Origin of the sequence: Streptomyces sp. CRCS-T-1 (assembly GCF_024442335.1) — a bacterium.
GTDB classification, from domain to species: domain Bacteria; phylum Actinomycetota; class Actinomycetes; order Streptomycetales; family Streptomycetaceae; genus Streptomyces; species Streptomyces koelreuteriae.
Genome location: NZ_CP101651.1, coordinates 4364810 through 4381244 on the forward strand (window position 1 = coordinate 4364810; position 16435 = coordinate 4381244).

Genomic DNA, 16435 nt, shown 5'->3' on the forward strand with positions numbered 1-16435 from the left:
TCCCCCTCCGGTCAGCGTCGCGGTTCCCAGCGGAACCACCGCCGTACAGCAAACACCGACACGAGGATCCAGGCCACCGCCGTCGCCACCGCGCCCAGCGCCTCGTACGCCGACAGGTCGCCGGTCCAGCCGCCGCGCACCAGGGTGACGACGGGCGTCAGCGGCAGCAGTTCGCACAGGGAGGCGAGCCGGTCCGGCAGCAGCTCCAGCGGAAAGAACATGCCCGAGCCCATCATCGAAATGATCAGCAGCGGCATGGGCGTGACCTGGGCGCTCTCGCCGGTCCGGGTGAAACCGGCGGTGACCGCGGCGAGGGCGGTGCACAGCACGATCCCCAACAGCAGGCCCACGACGGCCAGCTGGGGCGCGGACGGCGCGGACATGTCCAGCAGCACGGTGCAGCCCGCCGCGAGCAGCAGGCACTGCACGAGCGCGGTGACGGCGGCGGGCATGGCGGAGCCGGCCAGGATCTCGGTGTCCCGCAGCTCACCGGTGCGCAGCCGCTTGAGGACGAGTTCCTCGCGCCGGACGACGAAGACGCCGACGAGCACCGAGTAGACGGCGAACAGCAGGGAGAAGCCGACCGCGGCGGGCAGCACCAGGGTGCCGGCGTCGAGCCCCGCTCCCGCGAGGTCCATCTCCTGGGCCGCCGACCGCACGCTGACCGGCATCACGATCGGCACGAACAGTGCGGCGACGAGCGCGCCCCTGTTCCGCCCGAGCAGGGTCAGTTCGGCGCGGGCGAGCGCCGTCATGCGGCTCACCGGCGTGGTGCCCTCGGTTTTCGTGCCGGGCGCCGGGCGGGGCGTGGTCCGGGTGGCACTCATGCCGCGTACTCCTTCGTCGTCGTTGCCGTGGCCCGTCCCGCGGAGGCCTCCTTGGCGATGCCGAGGAACGCCTCCTCCAGGGAGGCCGACCGCACGTCCAGGCGGCGCAGTTCCACGCGGGTCCGCTCGGCCCACAGCAGCAGTCCGGTGGCAGCGCGCTGCAGTTCATGGGTGCGGAGCCGGACGATCCGGCCGTCGGTCTCGTGCCCGGTCACGCCCAGGTCGCCGAGCGGCGGCAGATCGCCCACGAAGTAGCCGTCGGGCAGTTCGAAGGAGATCCGCGACGGCTCGGCGGCGGTCACCTCGGCCGGGGTCCCGGTGGTGGCGATGCGTCCCTCGTGCATGATCGCCAGCCGGTCGGCGAGGTTCTCGGCCTCCTCCAGATAGTGCGTGGTCAGCAGCACCGTCGCACCGCCGTCGCGCAGCGCGCTCACCAACTCCCACGTTTCCCGGCGGCCTTCGACGTCGAGTCCGGTGGTCGGCTCGTCCAGGAAGAGCACCTCGGGGTGGCCGAGGAGGGCGAGCGCCAGGTCCAGGCGGCGCCGCTGCCCGCCGGACAACTGCTTGACCCGGACGCCGGCCTTCGACTCCAGGCCGACCAGCGCGAGGACCTCCGCGGGTGGCCGGGCCCCGCTCACGCACCCCGCCCACATCCGCGTGGTCTCCGCGACGGTCAGCTCCGAGGGGAAGCCGCCCTCCTGGAGCATGACGCCGGTGCGCGGGCGGACGGCGGCCCGCTCGGTGTACGGGTCGTGGCCGAGCACCCGCACCGTCCCGGAGGTCGGCGGCGCGAGCCCTTCCAGCAGTTCCACGGTCGATGTCTTGCCCGCGCCGTTGGTCCCCAGCAGCGCGAAGATCTCCCCGCGTCGTACGGAAAGGCTGATTCCGCTGACCGCCTCGAACCCGCCCCCGTACACACGCCGCAGGTCAGTGACCTCAATCACGTGTTCGTGTCCGTTGTTTTCCATGCCTTCAGCGTTCCGCCCGGGGCGGCTCTTCAGCAGTGCGCGCTGTCATCACTCGGCATGACAAATGTCAGACGGGCCCACCGGAGAGACGGGCCTACTGGAGACGGTCCCACTGGAGACACGAAAAGACCCCGGTCCTGAAGGACCGGGGTCTGATTCCCGAGCGGACGACGAGGTTCGAACTCGCGACCTCAACCTTGGCAAGGTTGCGCTCTACCAACTGAGCTACGTCCGCAATTGCCCCCGACCGGCTCTCACCGATCGGTGCGTGCACCAGCCTACCTGATCCACAAGAGTGGTCGGTACGCGTTGCAGAGCGGGTGACAGGAATCGCACACTGCGCCTTCCCCCTGGAAGGGGGATGTTCTACTACTGAACTACACCCGCATGTTTCCGTGAGCTGGGCCTTTCGGCCTCGCCCCTCGGCGTGCTCCAGACTCTAACTGATCAGCCGGGGGGCTGCGCAAGTCGGTTGACGCGAGGGGCGGATGGCCGGCGGCCGGCCGGGGCTCACCGGGCCGTCACTGCGCGGCGGTGAACGCCTCGTAGACCTTCTTGGGGATGCGCCCGCGCGCGGGGACGTCCATCTTGTTGGCCTGGGCCCAGGCCCGCACGGCGGACGGGTCGGGGGCGACCTCCGTCTGCCGGTACGCCTTGCCCGAGCGGGACCGCTTGCGGCCGGCTTCCACGTAAGGCGCGAGCGCCTTCCGCAGTTCGTCGGCATTGCCTTCGTTCAGGTCGATCTCGTACGACTTGCCGTCCAGTCCGAAAGCGATCGTTTCCGCCGCTTCCGAGCCGTCGATGTCGTCAAAGAGAGTGACCACGACCTTCTGCGCCACGAATATCGGTCCCTTCCTGCGGCACTTGCCTAATTTATTTGTACAGTGCCGCGCAATGCATTGTGAAGTTCGACTAAATCCTTCCGCGTGTCCGAACGCAATAGGTTTCGGGTGTCGACCCGGAATCTTTCCTGGAAATTTTCGCGCAGGGCCCCGACGATGCGGGATCGTGATGGCCGTCACGTAGTTTCCTACAAGTCGACGCGCGTAGAAATTTTGTGCGGGTAGTCTGAAGGGACCTGCTCAGCACCACACACCGGGAGTGCCAGTGGCACGCGTCGTAGTCGACGTCATGCTCAAGCCGGAGATCCTCGACCCCCAGGGCCAGGCGGTGCAGCGCGCACTGCCGCGGCTGGGTTTCGAGGGGATCTCGGACGTCCGCCAGGGAAAGCGTTTCGAACTGGAAGTTGACGGGCCGGTCGACGAGGCCGCCCTCGCCCGCATTCACGATCTTGCGGAGTCCTTCCTCGCGAACACCGTGATCGAGGACTTCACCGTCCGGGTCGAGGAAGTCGCGGAGGCCGTGAAGTGACCGCTCGTATTGGCGTGGTCACTTTTCCCGGCAGTCTGGACGACCGGGACACGCAGCGCGCGATCCGGGTCGCGGGCGCCGAGCCGGTCGCCCTCTGGCACAAGGACAAGGACCTCAAGCAGGTCGACGCCGTGGTGTTGTGCGGTGGTTTCTCCTACGGCGATTATCTGCGCGCCGGGGCCATCGCCCGTTTCTCGCCGGTGATGGAGCCCCTGCTGGAGCAGGCGAAGGCCGGTCTGCCGGTGCTCGGCATCTGCAACGGCTTCCAGATCCTCACCGAGGCCCATCTGCTCCCGGGCACGATGCTGCGCAACGACCACCTGCACTTCATCTGCCGTGACCAGAAGCTGCGCGTGGAGAACGCCGAGACCTCCTGGACCACCGATTACACGGCCGGCCAGGAGATCCACATCCCGCTGAAGAACAACGACGGGCAGTACGTGGCCGACGCGTACACGCTCGACCAGCTGGAGGCCGAGGGCCGCGTCGCCTTCCGCTACCTCGACTTCAACCCCAACGGCTCGCAGCGGGACATCGCCGGCGTCACCAACGCGGCCGGGAACGTGGTCGGCCTCATGCCGCACCCCGAGCACGCCGTCGAGCCGCTGATCGGTACCGGTCGTACCGACGGTCTGCCGTTCTTCACCTCGATCCTCAAGAAGCTGGTCAACGCATGAGCCGGACGCCTCTGGACACGGTCGAGCACGCGGCCGAGACCCCCGACGTCGAGCTGCCCTGGGCCGAACTGGGCCTGAAGAAGGACGAGTACGAGCGGGTCGTGGAGATCCTCGGCCGCCGGCCCACCGGGGCCGAGCTGGCCATGTACTCGGTCATGTGGTCCGAGCACTGCTCGTACAAGTCGTCGAAGGTGCACCTGCGCCAGTTCGGCGAGAAGGCCCCGCAGAGCGACGCCCTCCTCGTCGGTATCGGTGAGAACGCCGGTGTCGTGGACGTCGGCCAGGGCTACGCGGTCACCTTCAAGGTGGAGTCGCACAACCACCCCTCCTACGTCGAGCCCTACCAGGGCGCGGCCACGGGTGTCGGCGGCATCGTCCGCGACATCATCGCGATGGGCGCCCGCCCGGTCGCCGTCGTCGACCCGCTGCGCTTCGGCGCGGCCGACCACCCCGACACCAAGCGCGTCCTGCCGGGCGTCGTCGCGGGCATCGGCGGCTACGGCAACTGCCTGGGCCTGCCCAACATCGGCGGCGAGGTCGTCTTCGACGCCTGCTACCAGGGCAACCCGCTGGTCAACGCCGGTGCCATCGGCGTCATGCGGCACGAGGACATCCACCTCGCGAAGGCCTCCGGCGCGGGCAACAAGGTCATCCTCTACGGGGCCCGGACCGGCGGTGACGGCATCGGCGGCGCCTCGATCCTGGCCTCCGAGACCTTCGACGACGCGAAGCCGTCGAAGCGCCCGGCCGTCCAGGTCGGTGACCCCTTCCAGGAGAAGCTCCTCATCGAGTGCACCCTGGAGGCCTTCCAGGAGAAGCTGGTCGTCGGCATCCAGGACCTCGGCGCCGCGGGCCTGTCCTGCGCGACGAGCGAGCTGGCGTCGAACGGCTCGGGCGGCATGCGCGTCACCCTGGACGACGTACCGCTCCGCGACTCCACGCTCTCGCCCGAGGAAATCCTCATGAGCGAGTCGCAGGAGCGCATGTGCGCGGTCGTCGAGCCCGAGAAGGTCGACCGCTTCCTGGAGATCTGCGAGAAGTGGGACGTCATCGCCACCGTCATCGGTGAGGTGACCGACGGCGACCGCCTGGAGATCTACTGGCACGGCGGCAAGATCGTCGACGTCGACCCGCGCACGGTCGCGCACGAGGGCCCGGTCTACGAGCGCCCCTACGCCCGCCCGTCCTGGCAGGACACCCTCCAGGCGGACGACGCGAACAAGCTGCCCCGGCCGGAGACGTCGGCGGAACTGAAGGACCAGGTCCTGAAGCTGGTCGGCTCCCCGAACCAGGCCTCCAAGTCCTGGATCACCTCGCAGTACGACCACTTCGTGCAGGGCAATACGGTCCTCGCCCAGCCCGAGGACTCCGGCATGATCCGGATCGACGAGGAGTCCGGCCTCGGCGTGGCCATCGCGACCGACGGCAACGGCCGCTACGCCAAGCTGGACCCGTACCACGGCGCCCAGCTGGCCCTGGCGGAGGCGTACCGCAACGTCGCGACGACCGGCGCGAAGCCGCTCGCCGTCTCGGACTGCCTGAACTTCGGCTCGCCCGAGGACCCGGCGGTGATGTGGCAGTTCGCGGAGGCCGTGCGCGGTCTGGCGGACGCCTGTCAGCAGCTGGGCACCCCGGTGACCGGCGGCAACGTCTCCCTCTACAACCAGACGGGCGAGGCCGCCATCCACCCGACCCCGGTGGTCGCGGTGCTCGGCGTGATCGACGACGTGGCCCGCCGTACGCCGGTCGCCTTCCAGGAGGAGGGGCAGCTGCTCTACCTCCTCGGCGACACGCGTGAGGAGTTCAGCGGCTCGGCCTGGTCCCAGGTCGTCCACGACCACCTCGGCGGTCTGCCGCCCAAGGTCGACCTGGAGCGCGAGCGGCTGCTCGCCGAGATCCTGATCTCCGCCTCCCGCGACGGCATGATCGACTCCGCGCACGACCTGTCCGACGGCGGTCTGATCCAGGCGGTCGTCGAGTCGGCGCTGCTCGGCGGCAAGGGCGCCCGCCTGATCGTCCCGGACGGTCTGGACGCCTTCACCTTCCTCTTCTCCGAGTCGGCGGGTCGCGCGGTCGTGGCCGTGCCGCGCTCCGAGGAGCTCCGCTTCAACGACATGTGCGGCGCGCGGGGCCTCCCGGCCACCCGCATCGGTGTCGTCGACGGCGACTCGGTGGAGCTGCAGGGCGAGTTCACCCTCCCCCTGTCCGAGCTGCGTGAGACGCACGAGGCGACGATCCCGGCGCTGCTGGCCTGACCCGAGGCAGTCGTACTGTGCCCCGTCGAGGTCCCACTCGGCGGGGCACAGGTGTCTCCACACGTCGTCCCCCGATTCCGGCGGGCCCGGGCCGACGGTTGCACGAGATTACGTAGTTCCGTAATCTCTGTGGAGTGGAACTCGAAGCACGCGTAGCCGACCTGGAGCGCCGTCTGGCGGCCCTCGAAGGCGCCCACCGCGCCGGACCCCGTCTCGACGACAGCGACTTCTGGGCGCTGAACGGGCTGAAGGAGCAGCTGGCCGAGCTGGGGGCCGCCGACGGCGGCATCCTCTACACCGGCTCCGTGCGCCTGCCGACGGGCGAGCCGTACGTCTGGCAGATGGGCGTCCTGACGGAAGGACTGCTGGAGGAGGACTGGACGACGGCCGCCGAGTCGTTCGCGGCGCTCGGCCACCCCGTGCGGCTCCGGCTGCTCCACGAGATCCTCGGCGGCCGGCGCACCGCGGCCGAACTCGCCGAGCTGGACGAGGTCGGCACGACCGGCCAGATCTACCACCACCTGCGCCAGCTCACCGCCACCGGCTGGCTGCACACGACCGGCCGGGGCCGCTACGAAGTACCGGACCAGCGCGTCGTACCGCTGCTGGTGGCGGTGGCGACGGCCAGGCCCTAGACACGACGAACCGGGGGCAGAATGTCCGCACGCAAGCTCGGCACACTGGCCTTCCAAGGCCTCCAGCTGGTTTTCATCGGCGTGGTGATCGCCCATATCTGCTTCGGCTGGGGCTACCCCATCCTGTGGAACTGCCTGCTGCTGCTCCTCGCGTACGCCGTCATGACCGTCGCCAACCGGTGGGGCGGCGCCCCCGACAGCCCGCGCCGGGCCCGGGAGCCCCTGGACGTCGCCCCGCCCGTGACCGGCCGCTGGTCCGCGCTGAACAGCCCCGCCGACCGCACCCCGAGCCACGGCATCCACGCCCACGGGCAGACGTACGCCATCGACATCCTCGCCGAGCCCGAGCCGGGCGCCCGCCCCGCCTTCCGCCCGCTGTGGCCGCTCGCCCGCCGCCCCGAGGACTTCCCGGCCTTCGGCGCCGAGATCCTCGCGGTCGCCGACGCCACGGTCGTACGGGCCGCCGACGGGCAGCGCGACCACCTCAGCCGCAACTCACTGCCCGGCCTGCTCTACCTGATGCTGATCGAAGGCTCGGTACGGGAGATGTCCGGCATCCGCCAGATCCTCGGCAACCACATCGTCCTGGACCTCGGCAACGGCACCTACGCCGCCTACGCCCACCTCCAGCGCGGCTCCCTCACCGTCCGCGAGGGCGACCGCGTCCGGGCCGGACAGCTCCTCGCCCGCTGCGGCAACTCCGGCAACTCCTCCGAGCCGCATCTGCACTTCCAGCTCATGGACGGCCCCGACCCGGACGCGGCCCGCGGCGTCCCCTTCACCTGGACCGGCATCGGCGTGCCCGGCAACGGCCAGACCTTCGAGGCACCCCCGACTGTCACAGCCCCTGCTTAGTCTGACCCCATGCCCCCGGCCAAGAAGCGCCCCCGCGCCTACGACCCCGCCAAGACCCGGGCCGCCGTGCTCGCCCAGTTCGGGCACATACGCCGGGCCGTGGCCACCCTCGGCCCCGACCGGCTGGCCCTGCCCACGCGCCTCGGCGACTGGACCGTGCGCGAGCTGGCCGCGCACTGCGCCATGGCCCTGGACGCCGTGGACCGGCTGCTCGCGGAGCCCGAGCCCGTACGGCAGGACGCCCGGCTGCTCGACTGGCCGTTCGCCATAGCCGAGGACGCCCCCGCCATCGCCGCCACCGCCCGCCGCCTGGCCGAGGAGCACCCGGACCTCGACACCCACCTCGCCGCCGCCGAGCACCGCTTCACCGCGAACCTCGACGCACACCCCGCCGCCCGGCTCCTCCCCACCAGCGCGGGCGCCCTGCCCCTGGCCGACTACGTCGTCACGCGCGCGGTCGAACTCGTCGTCCACACCGACGACCTCAACACCGCCGTCCCCGGCCTGGACATCCCCTACGACCGTCAGGCCCTGGCCGCCTGCACCCGGCTGCTCGCCGACGCCCTCGCCGCGAAGGCACCCGGCGGCTCGACGGAGGTCCGGGTGCCGCCGTACGCGGTCGTGCAGTGCGTCGAGGGCCCGAGGCACACCCGGGGCACCCCGCCCAACGTCGTCGAGACGGACCCGCTGACCTGGATCCGGCTGGCGACCGGCCGGCTGACCTGGAAGCAGGCGCTCCACGACGCCCAGGTCAGCGCGAGCGGCGAGCGGGCCGACCTGGACGCGTACCTGCCCGTGCTGAGCTGAGGGGAACCGATCCCCCCGGTTGCCCCGTCGAAGTGGCATGGACAGGCAGAAGCAGCGCATGACCCTGACGGCCGCCGCCATGCTCGTCCCGCTCATGGCGGCCTGCGGCAGTGAGAAGGCGGACAGCGGCAGCGGTTCGGTCGGTGCCGACAAGCCGGCGATGACCGGCATGCGGTGGAGCGTGGACAGCGTCACCGCCGACGGCAAGACCCAGAAGGCACCCACCGGCGCCCACGTGACCATCGACAAGGGCCGGGCCGAGGGCAGCTTCGGCTGCAACAACTTCGGCGCCGACGCCACCGTCGACGGTGACCGCGTCCGGCTCAGCAAGACCATGGCCACGGAGATGGCCTGCGAGGACAAGCCGATGGCCTTCGAGGAGGCCCTCGCCCGCACCCTCTCCGACCAGGAGTTCAAGGCGAAGGTGGACGGCGACCGCCTCACCCTCACCACCGACAAGGGCGACACCGTCCGTCTCACCAAGGCCAAGGACGCCGAGCTGAGCGGCACCAAGTGGACCGTCACGACCCCGGAGGCGGCCGACGGCCGCGCCCACCTCACCTTCGACGAGAAGAAGGGCACCGTCTCCGGAAGCCTCGGCTGCAACAAGGTGAACGCCAAGGCCACCGTGCGCGACGGCCATATCACCCTGGGCCCTCCGGCCACGACCCGAATGATGTGCGAAGACTCACTCATGACCGGCGAGAAGACCCTGCTCCGTCTTTTCGACGGGAAGCTGAAGTACGGAGTCGATCATCAGACTCTTACGCTGACCAGCGAAAACGGTACGAGCGTGCGAGCAGTCGCCGAACAGTGATCCACCAAAAAGTCCGGAATCCCCAATTCGGACCAGTGGTCGACCTCGCCTACACTCGGTGGCGTGCCACGTGGTGACGGACGACTCAACCACGACCTGCTCCCCGGTGAGAAGGGCCCCCAGGACGCTTGTGGCGTCTTCGGTGTCTGGGCTCCGGGCGAAGAGGTCGCCAAGCTCACGTACTTCGGGCTCTACGCCCTCCAGCATCGAGGCCAGGAATCCGCGGGAATCGCGGTCAGCAACGGCTCTCAGATCCTTGTCTTCAAGGACATGGGCCTGGTCTCCCAGGTCTTCGACGAAACCTCCCTCGGCTCGCTCCAGGGACACATCGCGGTCGGACACGCCCGCTACTCGACCACCGGTGCCTCCGTGTGGGAGAACGCCCAGCCGACGTTCCGTGCCACCGGGCACGGCTCCATCGCGCTCGGCCACAACGGCAACCTGGTCAACACCGCCCAGCTCGCCGAGATGGTCGCCGACCTGCCCAAGCAGGAGGGCGGCCGCACCCCGCGCGTCGCGGCGACCAACGACACCGACCTGCTCACCGCGCTCCTCGCGGCCCAGGTCGACGAGGACGGCAAGCCGCTGACCATCGAGGACGCCGCACACAGCATCCTCCCGCAGGTCAAGGGCGCCTTCTCCCTCGTCTTCATGGACGAGCACACGCTGTACGCGGCCCGCGACCCGCAGGGCATCCGCCCGCTGGTCCTCGGCCGCCTGGAGCGCGGCTGGGTCGTGGCCTCCGAGTCCGCGGCCCTCGACATCTGCGGCGCCTCCTACGTCCGCGAGATCGAGCCGGGCGAGTTCGTCGCCATCGACGAGAACGGCCTGCGGTCCTCCCGATTCGCGGATGCGAAGCCCAAGGGCTGTGTCTTCGAGTACGTGTACCTGGCCCGCCCGGACACCGACATCGCCGGCCGCAACGTCTACCTCTCCCGCGTGGAGATGGGCCGCAAGCTCGCCAAGGAAGCCCCGGCCGACGCCGACCTCGTCATAGCGACCCCGGAATCCGGCACCCCCGCCGCCATCGGCTACGCGGAGGCGTCCGGCATCCCCTTCGGCTCCGGCCTGGTGAAGAACGCCTACGTCGGGCGTACGTTCATCCAGCCCTCGCAGACCATCCGCCAGCTGGGCATCCGCCTGAAGCTGAACCCGCTGAAGGAAGTCATCAAGGGCAAGCGCCTGGTCGTCGTCGACGACTCGATCGTGCGCGGCAACACGCAGCGGGCCCTGGTCCGCATGCTCCGCGAGGCGGGCGCCGCCGAGGTCCACATCCGGATCTCCTCGCCGCCCGTGAAGTGGCCCTGCTTCTTCGGCATCGACTTCGCCACCCGCGCCGAGCTCATCGCCAACGGCATGACCGTCGACGAGATCGGCACCTCGATGGGCGCCGACTCCCTGGCGTACATCTCCATCGACGGCATGATCGAGGCGACCACCATCGCCAAGCCGAACCTGTGCCGCGCCTGCTTCGACGGCGAGTACCCGATGGACCTCCCGGACCCCGAGCTGCTCGGCAAGCAGCTCCTGGAGACCGAGCTGGCCGCCGGCCCGGCCGCCACGGCCGCCGCCGACGCGATCCGCCGCCCGTAGTCAGCCCGTATCACCTGCCGTACGACACGAAAGCTCTCACAGCCATGTCTGAGACCCACAGTGCCGAGGGCGGCGCCAGCCCCGCATCTGCTTCCTACAAAACAGCAGGTGTCGACATCGAAGCCGGCGACCGCGCCGTAGACCTCATGAAGGAGTGGGTGAAGAAGGCGCAGCGCCCCGAGGTCCTCGGCGGCCTCGGCGGCTTCGCCGGCCTCTTCGACGCCTCCGCCCTGAAGAACTACGAGCGTCCCCTGCTGGCCTCCGCCACGGACGGCGTCGGCACCAAGGTCGACATCGCCCGCCAGCTCGGGATCTACGACACGATCGGCCATGACCTGGTCGCCATGGTCATGGACGACATCGTGGTCTGCGGCGCCGAGCCCCTGTTCATGACCGACTACATCTGCGTCGGCAAGGTCCACCCCGAGCGCGTCGCCGCCATCGTCAAGGGCATCGCCGAGGGCTGTGTCCTGGCCGGCTGCGCCCTGGTCGGCGGCGAGACCGCCGAGCACCCGGGCCTGCTCGGCGCGGACGACTTCGATGTCGCCGGCGCCGGCACGGGTGTCGTGGAGGCCGACCGGCTGCTCGGCGCGGATCGTATCCGTACGGGTGACGCGGTGATCGCCATGGCGGCCTCCGGTCTTCACTCGAACGGGTACTCCCTCGTCCGGCATGTCCTGCTGAACCAGGCGGGCCTCGCGCTGGACGCCCACATCGACGAGCTCGGCCGCACCCTCGGAGAGGAGCTGCTGGAGCCGACGAAGATCTACTCGCTGGACTGCCTGGCCCTGATGCGCACCACCGAGGTGCACGCCTTCAGCCACATCACCGGCGGCGGACTCGCGGCCAATCTCGCCCGGGTGATCCCGGACGAGCTGCACGCCATCGTCGACCGCTCCACCTGGACCCCGGCCCCGATCTTCGACCTCGTCGGCCGGACGGGCCAGGTCGAGCGCCTGGAGCTGGAGAAGACCCTGAACATGGGCGTGGGCATGATCGCGATCGTGCCCCAGGAGTCCACCGACGTGGCCCTGGCGACCCTGGCCGACCGCGGCGTGGACGCCTGGGTGGCAGGAGAGATCACGGACCGGGGCGAGCACACCACCGGCGCCGCCCTGATCGGTGACTACGCGAGCTGAGGCACGGGGGTCCGCAACCCTGCGGGCCCTGCGGGCAGCACAGAACCCGGTCGGTGACCGAAGTCACCGACCGGGTGAGTGCTCAGTGCAGGGTCAAGCGCCGCGACGGTGTTGTGAGGACTGGTCGTCCTCATCTTCGTCGTCGTCCTCATAGAGGTCGGCGTACCGTGCGTACAGGTCCTCATCCTGATCATCGTCCTCGACCACCGGCTCGCCGTTAGGCGGCTGCGGATGTGAAGGCGATGCACCCAGCTCTTCGGCCAGGCGTGAGAGGTCAGTCCCACCGCTGTTGTACTTCAGCTGGCGGGCGACCTTCGTCTGCTTGGCCTTGGCCCGGCCGCGCCCCATGGCTCGACCCCCTCAACGACGGGGCTCGACGGCCCCAGAGTCTTGACACGCGTTCATGGTCCGGCACGGACTCTCCGCAGAGAGACCGTGTCCGTAGGGCTTCCACGGTACCTGAGCCCGCGCCCATACGGTACGTCGCCCGCATGACGTGCCCGCGCCCAGGACCCTCGAGGCGCCCCGTCCTCGCTGGTCAACCGCGATTTTAACCACTTATCGGCGGTCGACCCGCCGGTAGAAGTGAGAGTTCTCTCTAACTGCCCACCGACGGGTACCGGCCAAACGTACGAGACCCCTCCGGGTCAGTCCCGTATCCGCTCCGGTTCAGCGCGCCCGGCGCGCCATGGCCGCGTCGTGCATCCGCTGCTCGGCGATCCGGTCGGCCGCGGCGGCCGGCGGAATACCGTCCTCCTTCGCACGTGCGAATATGGCCAGCGTCGTGTCGTAGATCTTCGACGCCTTCGCCTTGCACCGCTCGAAGTCGAAGCCGTGCAGCTCGTCGGCCACCTGGATGACACCGCCGGCGTTCACCACGTAGTCCGGCGCGTAGAGGATCCCGCGGTCGGCGAGGTCCTTCTCCACACCCGGGTGGGCGAGCTGGTTGTTGGCGGCGCCGCAGACCACCGAGGCGGTGAGCACGGGCACGGTGTCGTCGTCCAGGGCGCCGCCCAGGGCGCAGGGGGCGTAGATGTCCAGCCCGGCGACCCGGATCAGCTCGGCGGTGTCCTTGACGGCGATCACGTCCCGGTGCCGCTCGGTGATCCGCCGTACGGCGTCCTCGCGCACGTCCGTGACGAAGACCTCGGCGCCCTCCTTCACCAGGTGCTCCACCAGGTGGTGGCCGACCTTGCCGACGCCGGCGATGCCGATCCGCCTGGCGCGCAGCGTCGGGTCGCCCCACAGGTGCTGGGCGGAGGCGCGCATGCCCTGGTAGACGCCGTACGCGGTGAGGACGGAGGAGTCCCCGGCGCCGCCGTTCTCGGGGGAGCGGCCGGTCGTCCAGCGGCACTCGCGGGCCACGACGTCCATGTCGGCGACATACGTACCGACGTCGCAGGCGGTGACGTAGCGGCCGCCGAGGGAGGCCACGAAGCGGCCGTAGGCGAGGAGCAGCTCCTCGCTCTTGATCCGCTCCGGGTCGCCGATGATCACGGCCTTGCCGCCGCCGTGGTCGAGTCCGGCCATGGCGTTCTTGTACGACATCCCGCGCGCGAGGTTCAGCGCGTCGGCGACGGCCTCGGCCTCGGTCGCGTACGGGTAGAAGCGCGTACCGCCGAGCGCGGGGCCCAGGGCGGTGGAGTGGAGGGCGATGACGGCCTTGAGGCCGCTCGCGCGGTCCTGGCAGAGCACGACTTGCTCATGACCCCCCTGATCCGAGTGGAACAGGGTGTGCAGTACATCAGCAGGCGCGCCGGCTACGTCGGTCACTGTGGTGACTCCTGAGTAAGTTGCGGCGGGTGGGGCTGGGCTCCCGTATGGGTGGCGGGAGCCGTCGAGCATGAGATTAGAGCCTGGTGCGCCCGTGGGAGGCACCGCGCACAGGATCCCCTCCGTGCGGAGTACAGCCGTGCGACGATTTGCATAGTCTTCCCGTGCGTTTGTGAGTGGGTTCCGCAGGTTTTCGCGACGGAGCGCGGGGGAGGGAGCAGGCGTGCCCAAGGTGTCCTCGGTGATCGTCCCCTACGCGACCTATCTGCGCGTGTACGAACCGCTGGCCGCCTTCGCCGAGCCGGAGCGCAGCCACTGGGCCCGCTACGCCCGTCGTACGGACCGCCCCTCGTACCAGGACGAACTCCGTCGCGCCCTGGCCGACTTGGCGCCCACCCCGCCGGTCCCGGTGCCGGTGCACGAGAGCGAGGACGCCTTCGTGCTCGATGTCGACGGCGTCGTCTGCGTCTGCCCCTGGCGCACCCGGCTGCGCGGCTGGCAGGCCCTGGACGAGCTCTCCGAGGAGCTCCCCCAGTCCGTCCTGGACGCGGTCCTGCCGCCTTTCCTGCGGGACCAGGCCACCCAGGACTACGAGCGCTGGCTCGCGATCAACCCGGACGCCCGGCCGTGGATCCGTACGGCGACCTGGCAGGTGCCGATCAACTGGTTCGTGCTGGTCTCCGACGAGGAGCGGGAGTACGACAAGGGTGACTCGGTCGACAGCCCGCCGGTGCTGCGCTACCGCACGCCGATGGTCCAGGCCCGGCGGCGGGTGGCCCGGGGCCTCAGGGCCCTGAAGGAGGCCATGGACGAGGGGCCGCTGATCGACGGCCTGGTGGACGTCGGACGCTGGCTGGAGGAGTTCCACCCGCGCTCGCTCGTGGAGCTGGACTACGGCGGCCTGGTGCACGCCCTGCCGGCCGGGGCCCTGGAGGACGACCACTCGGCGGCGGACGTGGCCGAGGGGATCGCCGCGCTGCGCCGGGGTGACGGCACGGCCGCGGGGGTGGCGTACGCGCGGCTGGTGGAGCGGTGGCGTTCCGTACGTGATCTGCGGTCGGCCAACTGACCTCTGACCTTGTGACCCTACGGACGGCTCGCGGACGGTCACGAACTGACGTTTGACGAACCGCCCGATTTGAGGTTTTGTCCTCGCACCGACTTCCTGAAGCGGACTGTGCGTTTCCTGAGGCTTCGTCAACAAAGGACGTACGACCCGATCCGGGCGTACCTCCCAAGTAGGCCAAGCGTGACGGACTACACGTACGTGGCTCTTGCGCCCCTTGCCCCTCCTCATGCCAAAATAGGACAAGGAGTCCGGGGGGCTCCTTCCGTCCCGTAGTGCTGCACTATGGGCGGAATCTCAGCATTGCACGCTTTGGGGGGTCTCGTGACTCCTGATCGCCGCTGTGACTGATCGTCACAGCGGCGTGACTGTCCGCTATGGCATGGTCCATCGGCTTCCGTCGCTGATGAACACCTGGAGGGGCAATTCCATCGGTTTGGCCGACGAGGCTGGACGGATGGTGTAGTTGTAGTGCCGAGGACAAGCCGTTCGTCCTATAACCGACTCGACTCGCGTCCGCCATTTCGGGCAACGCGGGTCAAGGTGCAGAATTTAGAGGAAAGAACCGAGAAGGTTCGGTTCTCCCGAGGAGGCCGCTCATGACCGCTCGCACCCCTGATGCCGAGCCGCTGCTGACCCCGGCTGAGGTCGCCACCATGTTCCGCGTGGACCCGAAGACGGTCACGCGGTGGGCGAAGGCCGGCAAGCTCACGTCGATCCGCACGCTCGGCGGGCATCGGCGCTACCGCGAGGCTGAGGTCCGCGCTCTGCTCGCGGGCATTCCGCAGCAGCGCAGCGAGGCCTGAACAATTGAATACCGGACAAACCGGCTGGTCCCCCACTGGCCGCGGCGTCCGGAACCCTAGCTCCAAGCGACGCGGGTCCTGCCCCAACAGGTCCCACGCCCAAGCCAGTCAGAGCTTCGCAGGCATGTAACAGGGTGCGTCGTAGATCGCGTTGGACTCCGCCGGGTCCAGCGCGATCTTTTTTGTGCGCCGGGCGCCGGGCCGTCGGCCCTGCTGTGAGTGGCCTTGTCGGAGTCTGGGGAGGGGTGTCGGATCTCCTGTGCGCGGTGCCCCGGGTGGGGTGCAATTGCACATATTAAATTGACCTGTTGTAGGTGGGGTGTAAGTACCGCACTTTCCAAAACTCATGCGGTGACACCCGTCACATACCGAGCGGCTTGTTAGCTCTGACGCCGGTGCGGTAGAGGAGTCTCCGGCTCCAGCACCCCACGCTCGGACGGGTGTTGAGGCCGGCCCGGAGCGGACTCCATCGCCAGCCGCAGCAGGCGGTGGCAGATCGGACAGCGACGTGTGAGGTGCCGGTACGACGACGCGGCCGACAGATGCGCGCGGAGCAGGGCCCGCGTCTCGTGCCTAGCCGATGCCGCCATACGCCACCTCCAGAGGGCCGCACGGGGAACGTCCCTGGTTTCTGGGTACCGAGCGAACGAGGGGCCGTCAAGACGGCGTGGGGGGCTCGGGGGCTCCTGCGGAGGCCGGACGCACGAAAAAGAGCCCGGATCCGAAGATCCGGGCTCTTGTACTGCGGTCCTGACGGGATTTGAACCCGCGGCCTCCACCTTGACAGGGTGGCGAGCACTCCAAACTGCTCCACAGGACCAGGTTTCGCAGTGCGATTCGTGCGTT

General features: G+C 69.5%; 17 protein-coding genes and 3 tRNA genes. 11 read left to right on the forward strand and 9 right to left on the reverse strand.

Annotation, left to right across the window (positions count from 1 at the left end; translation table 11 throughout):
- Nucleotides 1-11: 11 nt before the first annotated feature.
- The 5 genes from NNW99_RS19745 to NNW99_RS19765 all read right to left on the reverse strand — a co-directional run bounded on the left by NNW99_RS19745 (nucleotide 12) and on the right by NNW99_RS19765 (nucleotide 2634).
- Nucleotides 12-827 carry an ABC transporter permease gene (locus tag NNW99_RS19745; protein ID WP_215120451.1) on the reverse strand — a complete coding sequence of 272 codons (816 nt, stop codon included), beginning with the start codon at nucleotides 825-827 and terminating at the stop codon, nucleotides 12-14.
- On the reverse strand, nucleotides 824-1795 hold the full coding sequence (locus NNW99_RS19750) for an ABC transporter ATP-binding protein (protein ID WP_215120452.1): 972 nt from the start codon (nucleotides 1793-1795) through the stop codon (nucleotides 824-826). Before NNW99_RS19750 ends, NNW99_RS19745 begins: the two co-directional genes overlap by 4 nt.
- Nucleotides 1796-1957: 162 nt before the next feature.
- A tRNA-Gly gene (locus tag NNW99_RS19755) sits at nucleotides 1958-2030 on the reverse strand.
- 80 nt (nucleotides 2031-2110) lie between these two features.
- A tRNA-Gly gene (locus NNW99_RS19760) sits at nucleotides 2111-2182 on the reverse strand.
- A 134-nt stretch (nucleotides 2183-2316) separates the two neighbouring features.
- On the reverse strand, nucleotides 2317-2634 hold the full coding sequence (locus NNW99_RS19765; RefSeq protein WP_215120453.1) for an Lsr2 family protein: 318 nt from the start codon (nucleotides 2632-2634) through the stop codon (nucleotides 2317-2319).
- Between the two features lie 268 nt (nucleotides 2635-2902).
- On the opposite strand from NNW99_RS19765, the gene purS reads away from it, so the two are divergent.
- The 9 genes from purS (at nucleotide 2903) to purM (ending at nucleotide 11944) form a co-directional block, all read left to right on the forward strand.
- The gene (purS, locus tag NNW99_RS19770; protein WP_010045045.1) at nucleotides 2903-3166 is read left to right on the forward strand and encodes a phosphoribosylformylglycinamidine synthase subunit PurS; all 264 of its coding nucleotides are present in this window, start codon (nucleotides 2903-2905) and stop codon (nucleotides 3164-3166) included.
- Nucleotides 3163-3843 (forward strand): phosphoribosylformylglycinamidine synthase subunit PurQ, encoded by a 681-nt coding sequence (gene purQ / locus NNW99_RS19775; protein ID WP_215120454.1) that lies wholly within the window; start codon nucleotides 3163-3165, stop codon nucleotides 3841-3843. The genes purS and purQ overlap by 4 nt, the downstream gene beginning before the upstream one ends.
- Entirely contained in the window at nucleotides 3840-6098 is a 2259-nt protein-coding gene (gene purL / locus NNW99_RS19780) for a phosphoribosylformylglycinamidine synthase subunit PurL (protein WP_215120455.1), read from the forward strand. Before purQ ends, purL begins: the two co-directional genes overlap by 4 nt.
- Before the next feature lie 134 nt (nucleotides 6099-6232).
- Nucleotides 6233-6733, forward strand: coding sequence for a helix-turn-helix transcriptional regulator (locus NNW99_RS19785; protein WP_215120457.1), 501 nt, complete (start codon nucleotides 6233-6235; stop codon nucleotides 6731-6733).
- A gap of 21 nt (nucleotides 6734-6754) precedes the next feature.
- Complete coding sequence (locus NNW99_RS19790; RefSeq protein WP_215120458.1) at nucleotides 6755-7588, forward strand: M23 family metallopeptidase; 834 nt, start codon at nucleotides 6755-6757, stop codon at nucleotides 7586-7588.
- Nucleotides 7589-7597: 9 nt separating this feature from the next.
- The gene (locus NNW99_RS19795; protein ID WP_215120459.1) at nucleotides 7598-8395 is read left to right on the forward strand and encodes a maleylpyruvate isomerase family mycothiol-dependent enzyme; all 798 of its coding nucleotides are present in this window, start codon (nucleotides 7598-7600) and stop codon (nucleotides 8393-8395) included.
- Between the two features lie 37 nt (nucleotides 8396-8432).
- Nucleotides 8433-9212: an META domain-containing protein gene (locus NNW99_RS19800; protein WP_215120461.1), complete on the forward strand. Its 780-nt coding sequence runs from the start codon at nucleotides 8433-8435 to the stop codon at nucleotides 9210-9212.
- Between the two features lie 63 nt (nucleotides 9213-9275).
- Complete coding sequence (purF, locus tag NNW99_RS19805) at nucleotides 9276-10805, forward strand: amidophosphoribosyltransferase (RefSeq protein ID WP_215120463.1); 1530 nt, start codon at nucleotides 9276-9278, stop codon at nucleotides 10803-10805.
- Between the two features lie 44 nt (nucleotides 10806-10849).
- Complete coding sequence (purM, locus tag NNW99_RS19810) at nucleotides 10850-11944, forward strand: phosphoribosylformylglycinamidine cyclo-ligase (protein WP_215120465.1); 1095 nt, start codon at nucleotides 10850-10852, stop codon at nucleotides 11942-11944.
- 93 nt (nucleotides 11945-12037) lie between these two features.
- Here the strand turns inward: purM and NNW99_RS19815 are convergent, their stop codons facing one another.
- Nucleotides 12038-12292: a DUF3073 domain-containing protein gene (locus NNW99_RS19815; protein WP_184593562.1), complete on the reverse strand. Its 255-nt coding sequence runs from the start codon at nucleotides 12290-12292 to the stop codon at nucleotides 12038-12040.
- A 321-nt stretch (nucleotides 12293-12613) separates the two neighbouring features.
- A complete protein-coding gene (locus NNW99_RS19820; RefSeq protein ID WP_215120466.1) occupies nucleotides 12614-13717 on the reverse strand; it encodes a Glu/Leu/Phe/Val dehydrogenase dimerization domain-containing protein in 1104 nt (367 codons plus the stop codon).
- Between the two features lie 223 nt (nucleotides 13718-13940).
- Here NNW99_RS19820 and NNW99_RS19825 point away from each other — a divergent pair, with 223 nt between their 5' ends.
- The gene (locus tag NNW99_RS19825) at nucleotides 13941-14786 is read left to right on the forward strand and encodes a hypothetical protein (RefSeq protein ID WP_215120468.1); all 846 of its coding nucleotides are present in this window, start codon (nucleotides 13941-13943) and stop codon (nucleotides 14784-14786) included.
- A gap of 596 nt (nucleotides 14787-15382) precedes the next feature.
- Complete coding sequence (gene bldC, locus NNW99_RS19830) at nucleotides 15383-15589, forward strand: developmental transcriptional regulator BldC (RefSeq protein ID WP_003949541.1); 207 nt, start codon at nucleotides 15383-15385, stop codon at nucleotides 15587-15589.
- Between the two features lie 380 nt (nucleotides 15590-15969).
- Here the strand turns inward: bldC and NNW99_RS19835 are convergent, their stop codons facing one another.
- Both NNW99_RS19835 and NNW99_RS19840 read right to left on the reverse strand, forming a co-directional pair.
- The gene (locus tag NNW99_RS19835; RefSeq protein ID WP_251057866.1) at nucleotides 15970-16179 is read right to left on the reverse strand and encodes a DUF6274 family protein; all 210 of its coding nucleotides are present in this window, start codon (nucleotides 16177-16179) and stop codon (nucleotides 15970-15972) included.
- A gap of 155 nt (nucleotides 16180-16334) precedes the next feature.
- Nucleotides 16335-16409 (reverse strand) — tRNA-Asp (locus NNW99_RS19840).
- Nucleotides 16410-16435 lie beyond the last annotated feature (26 nt).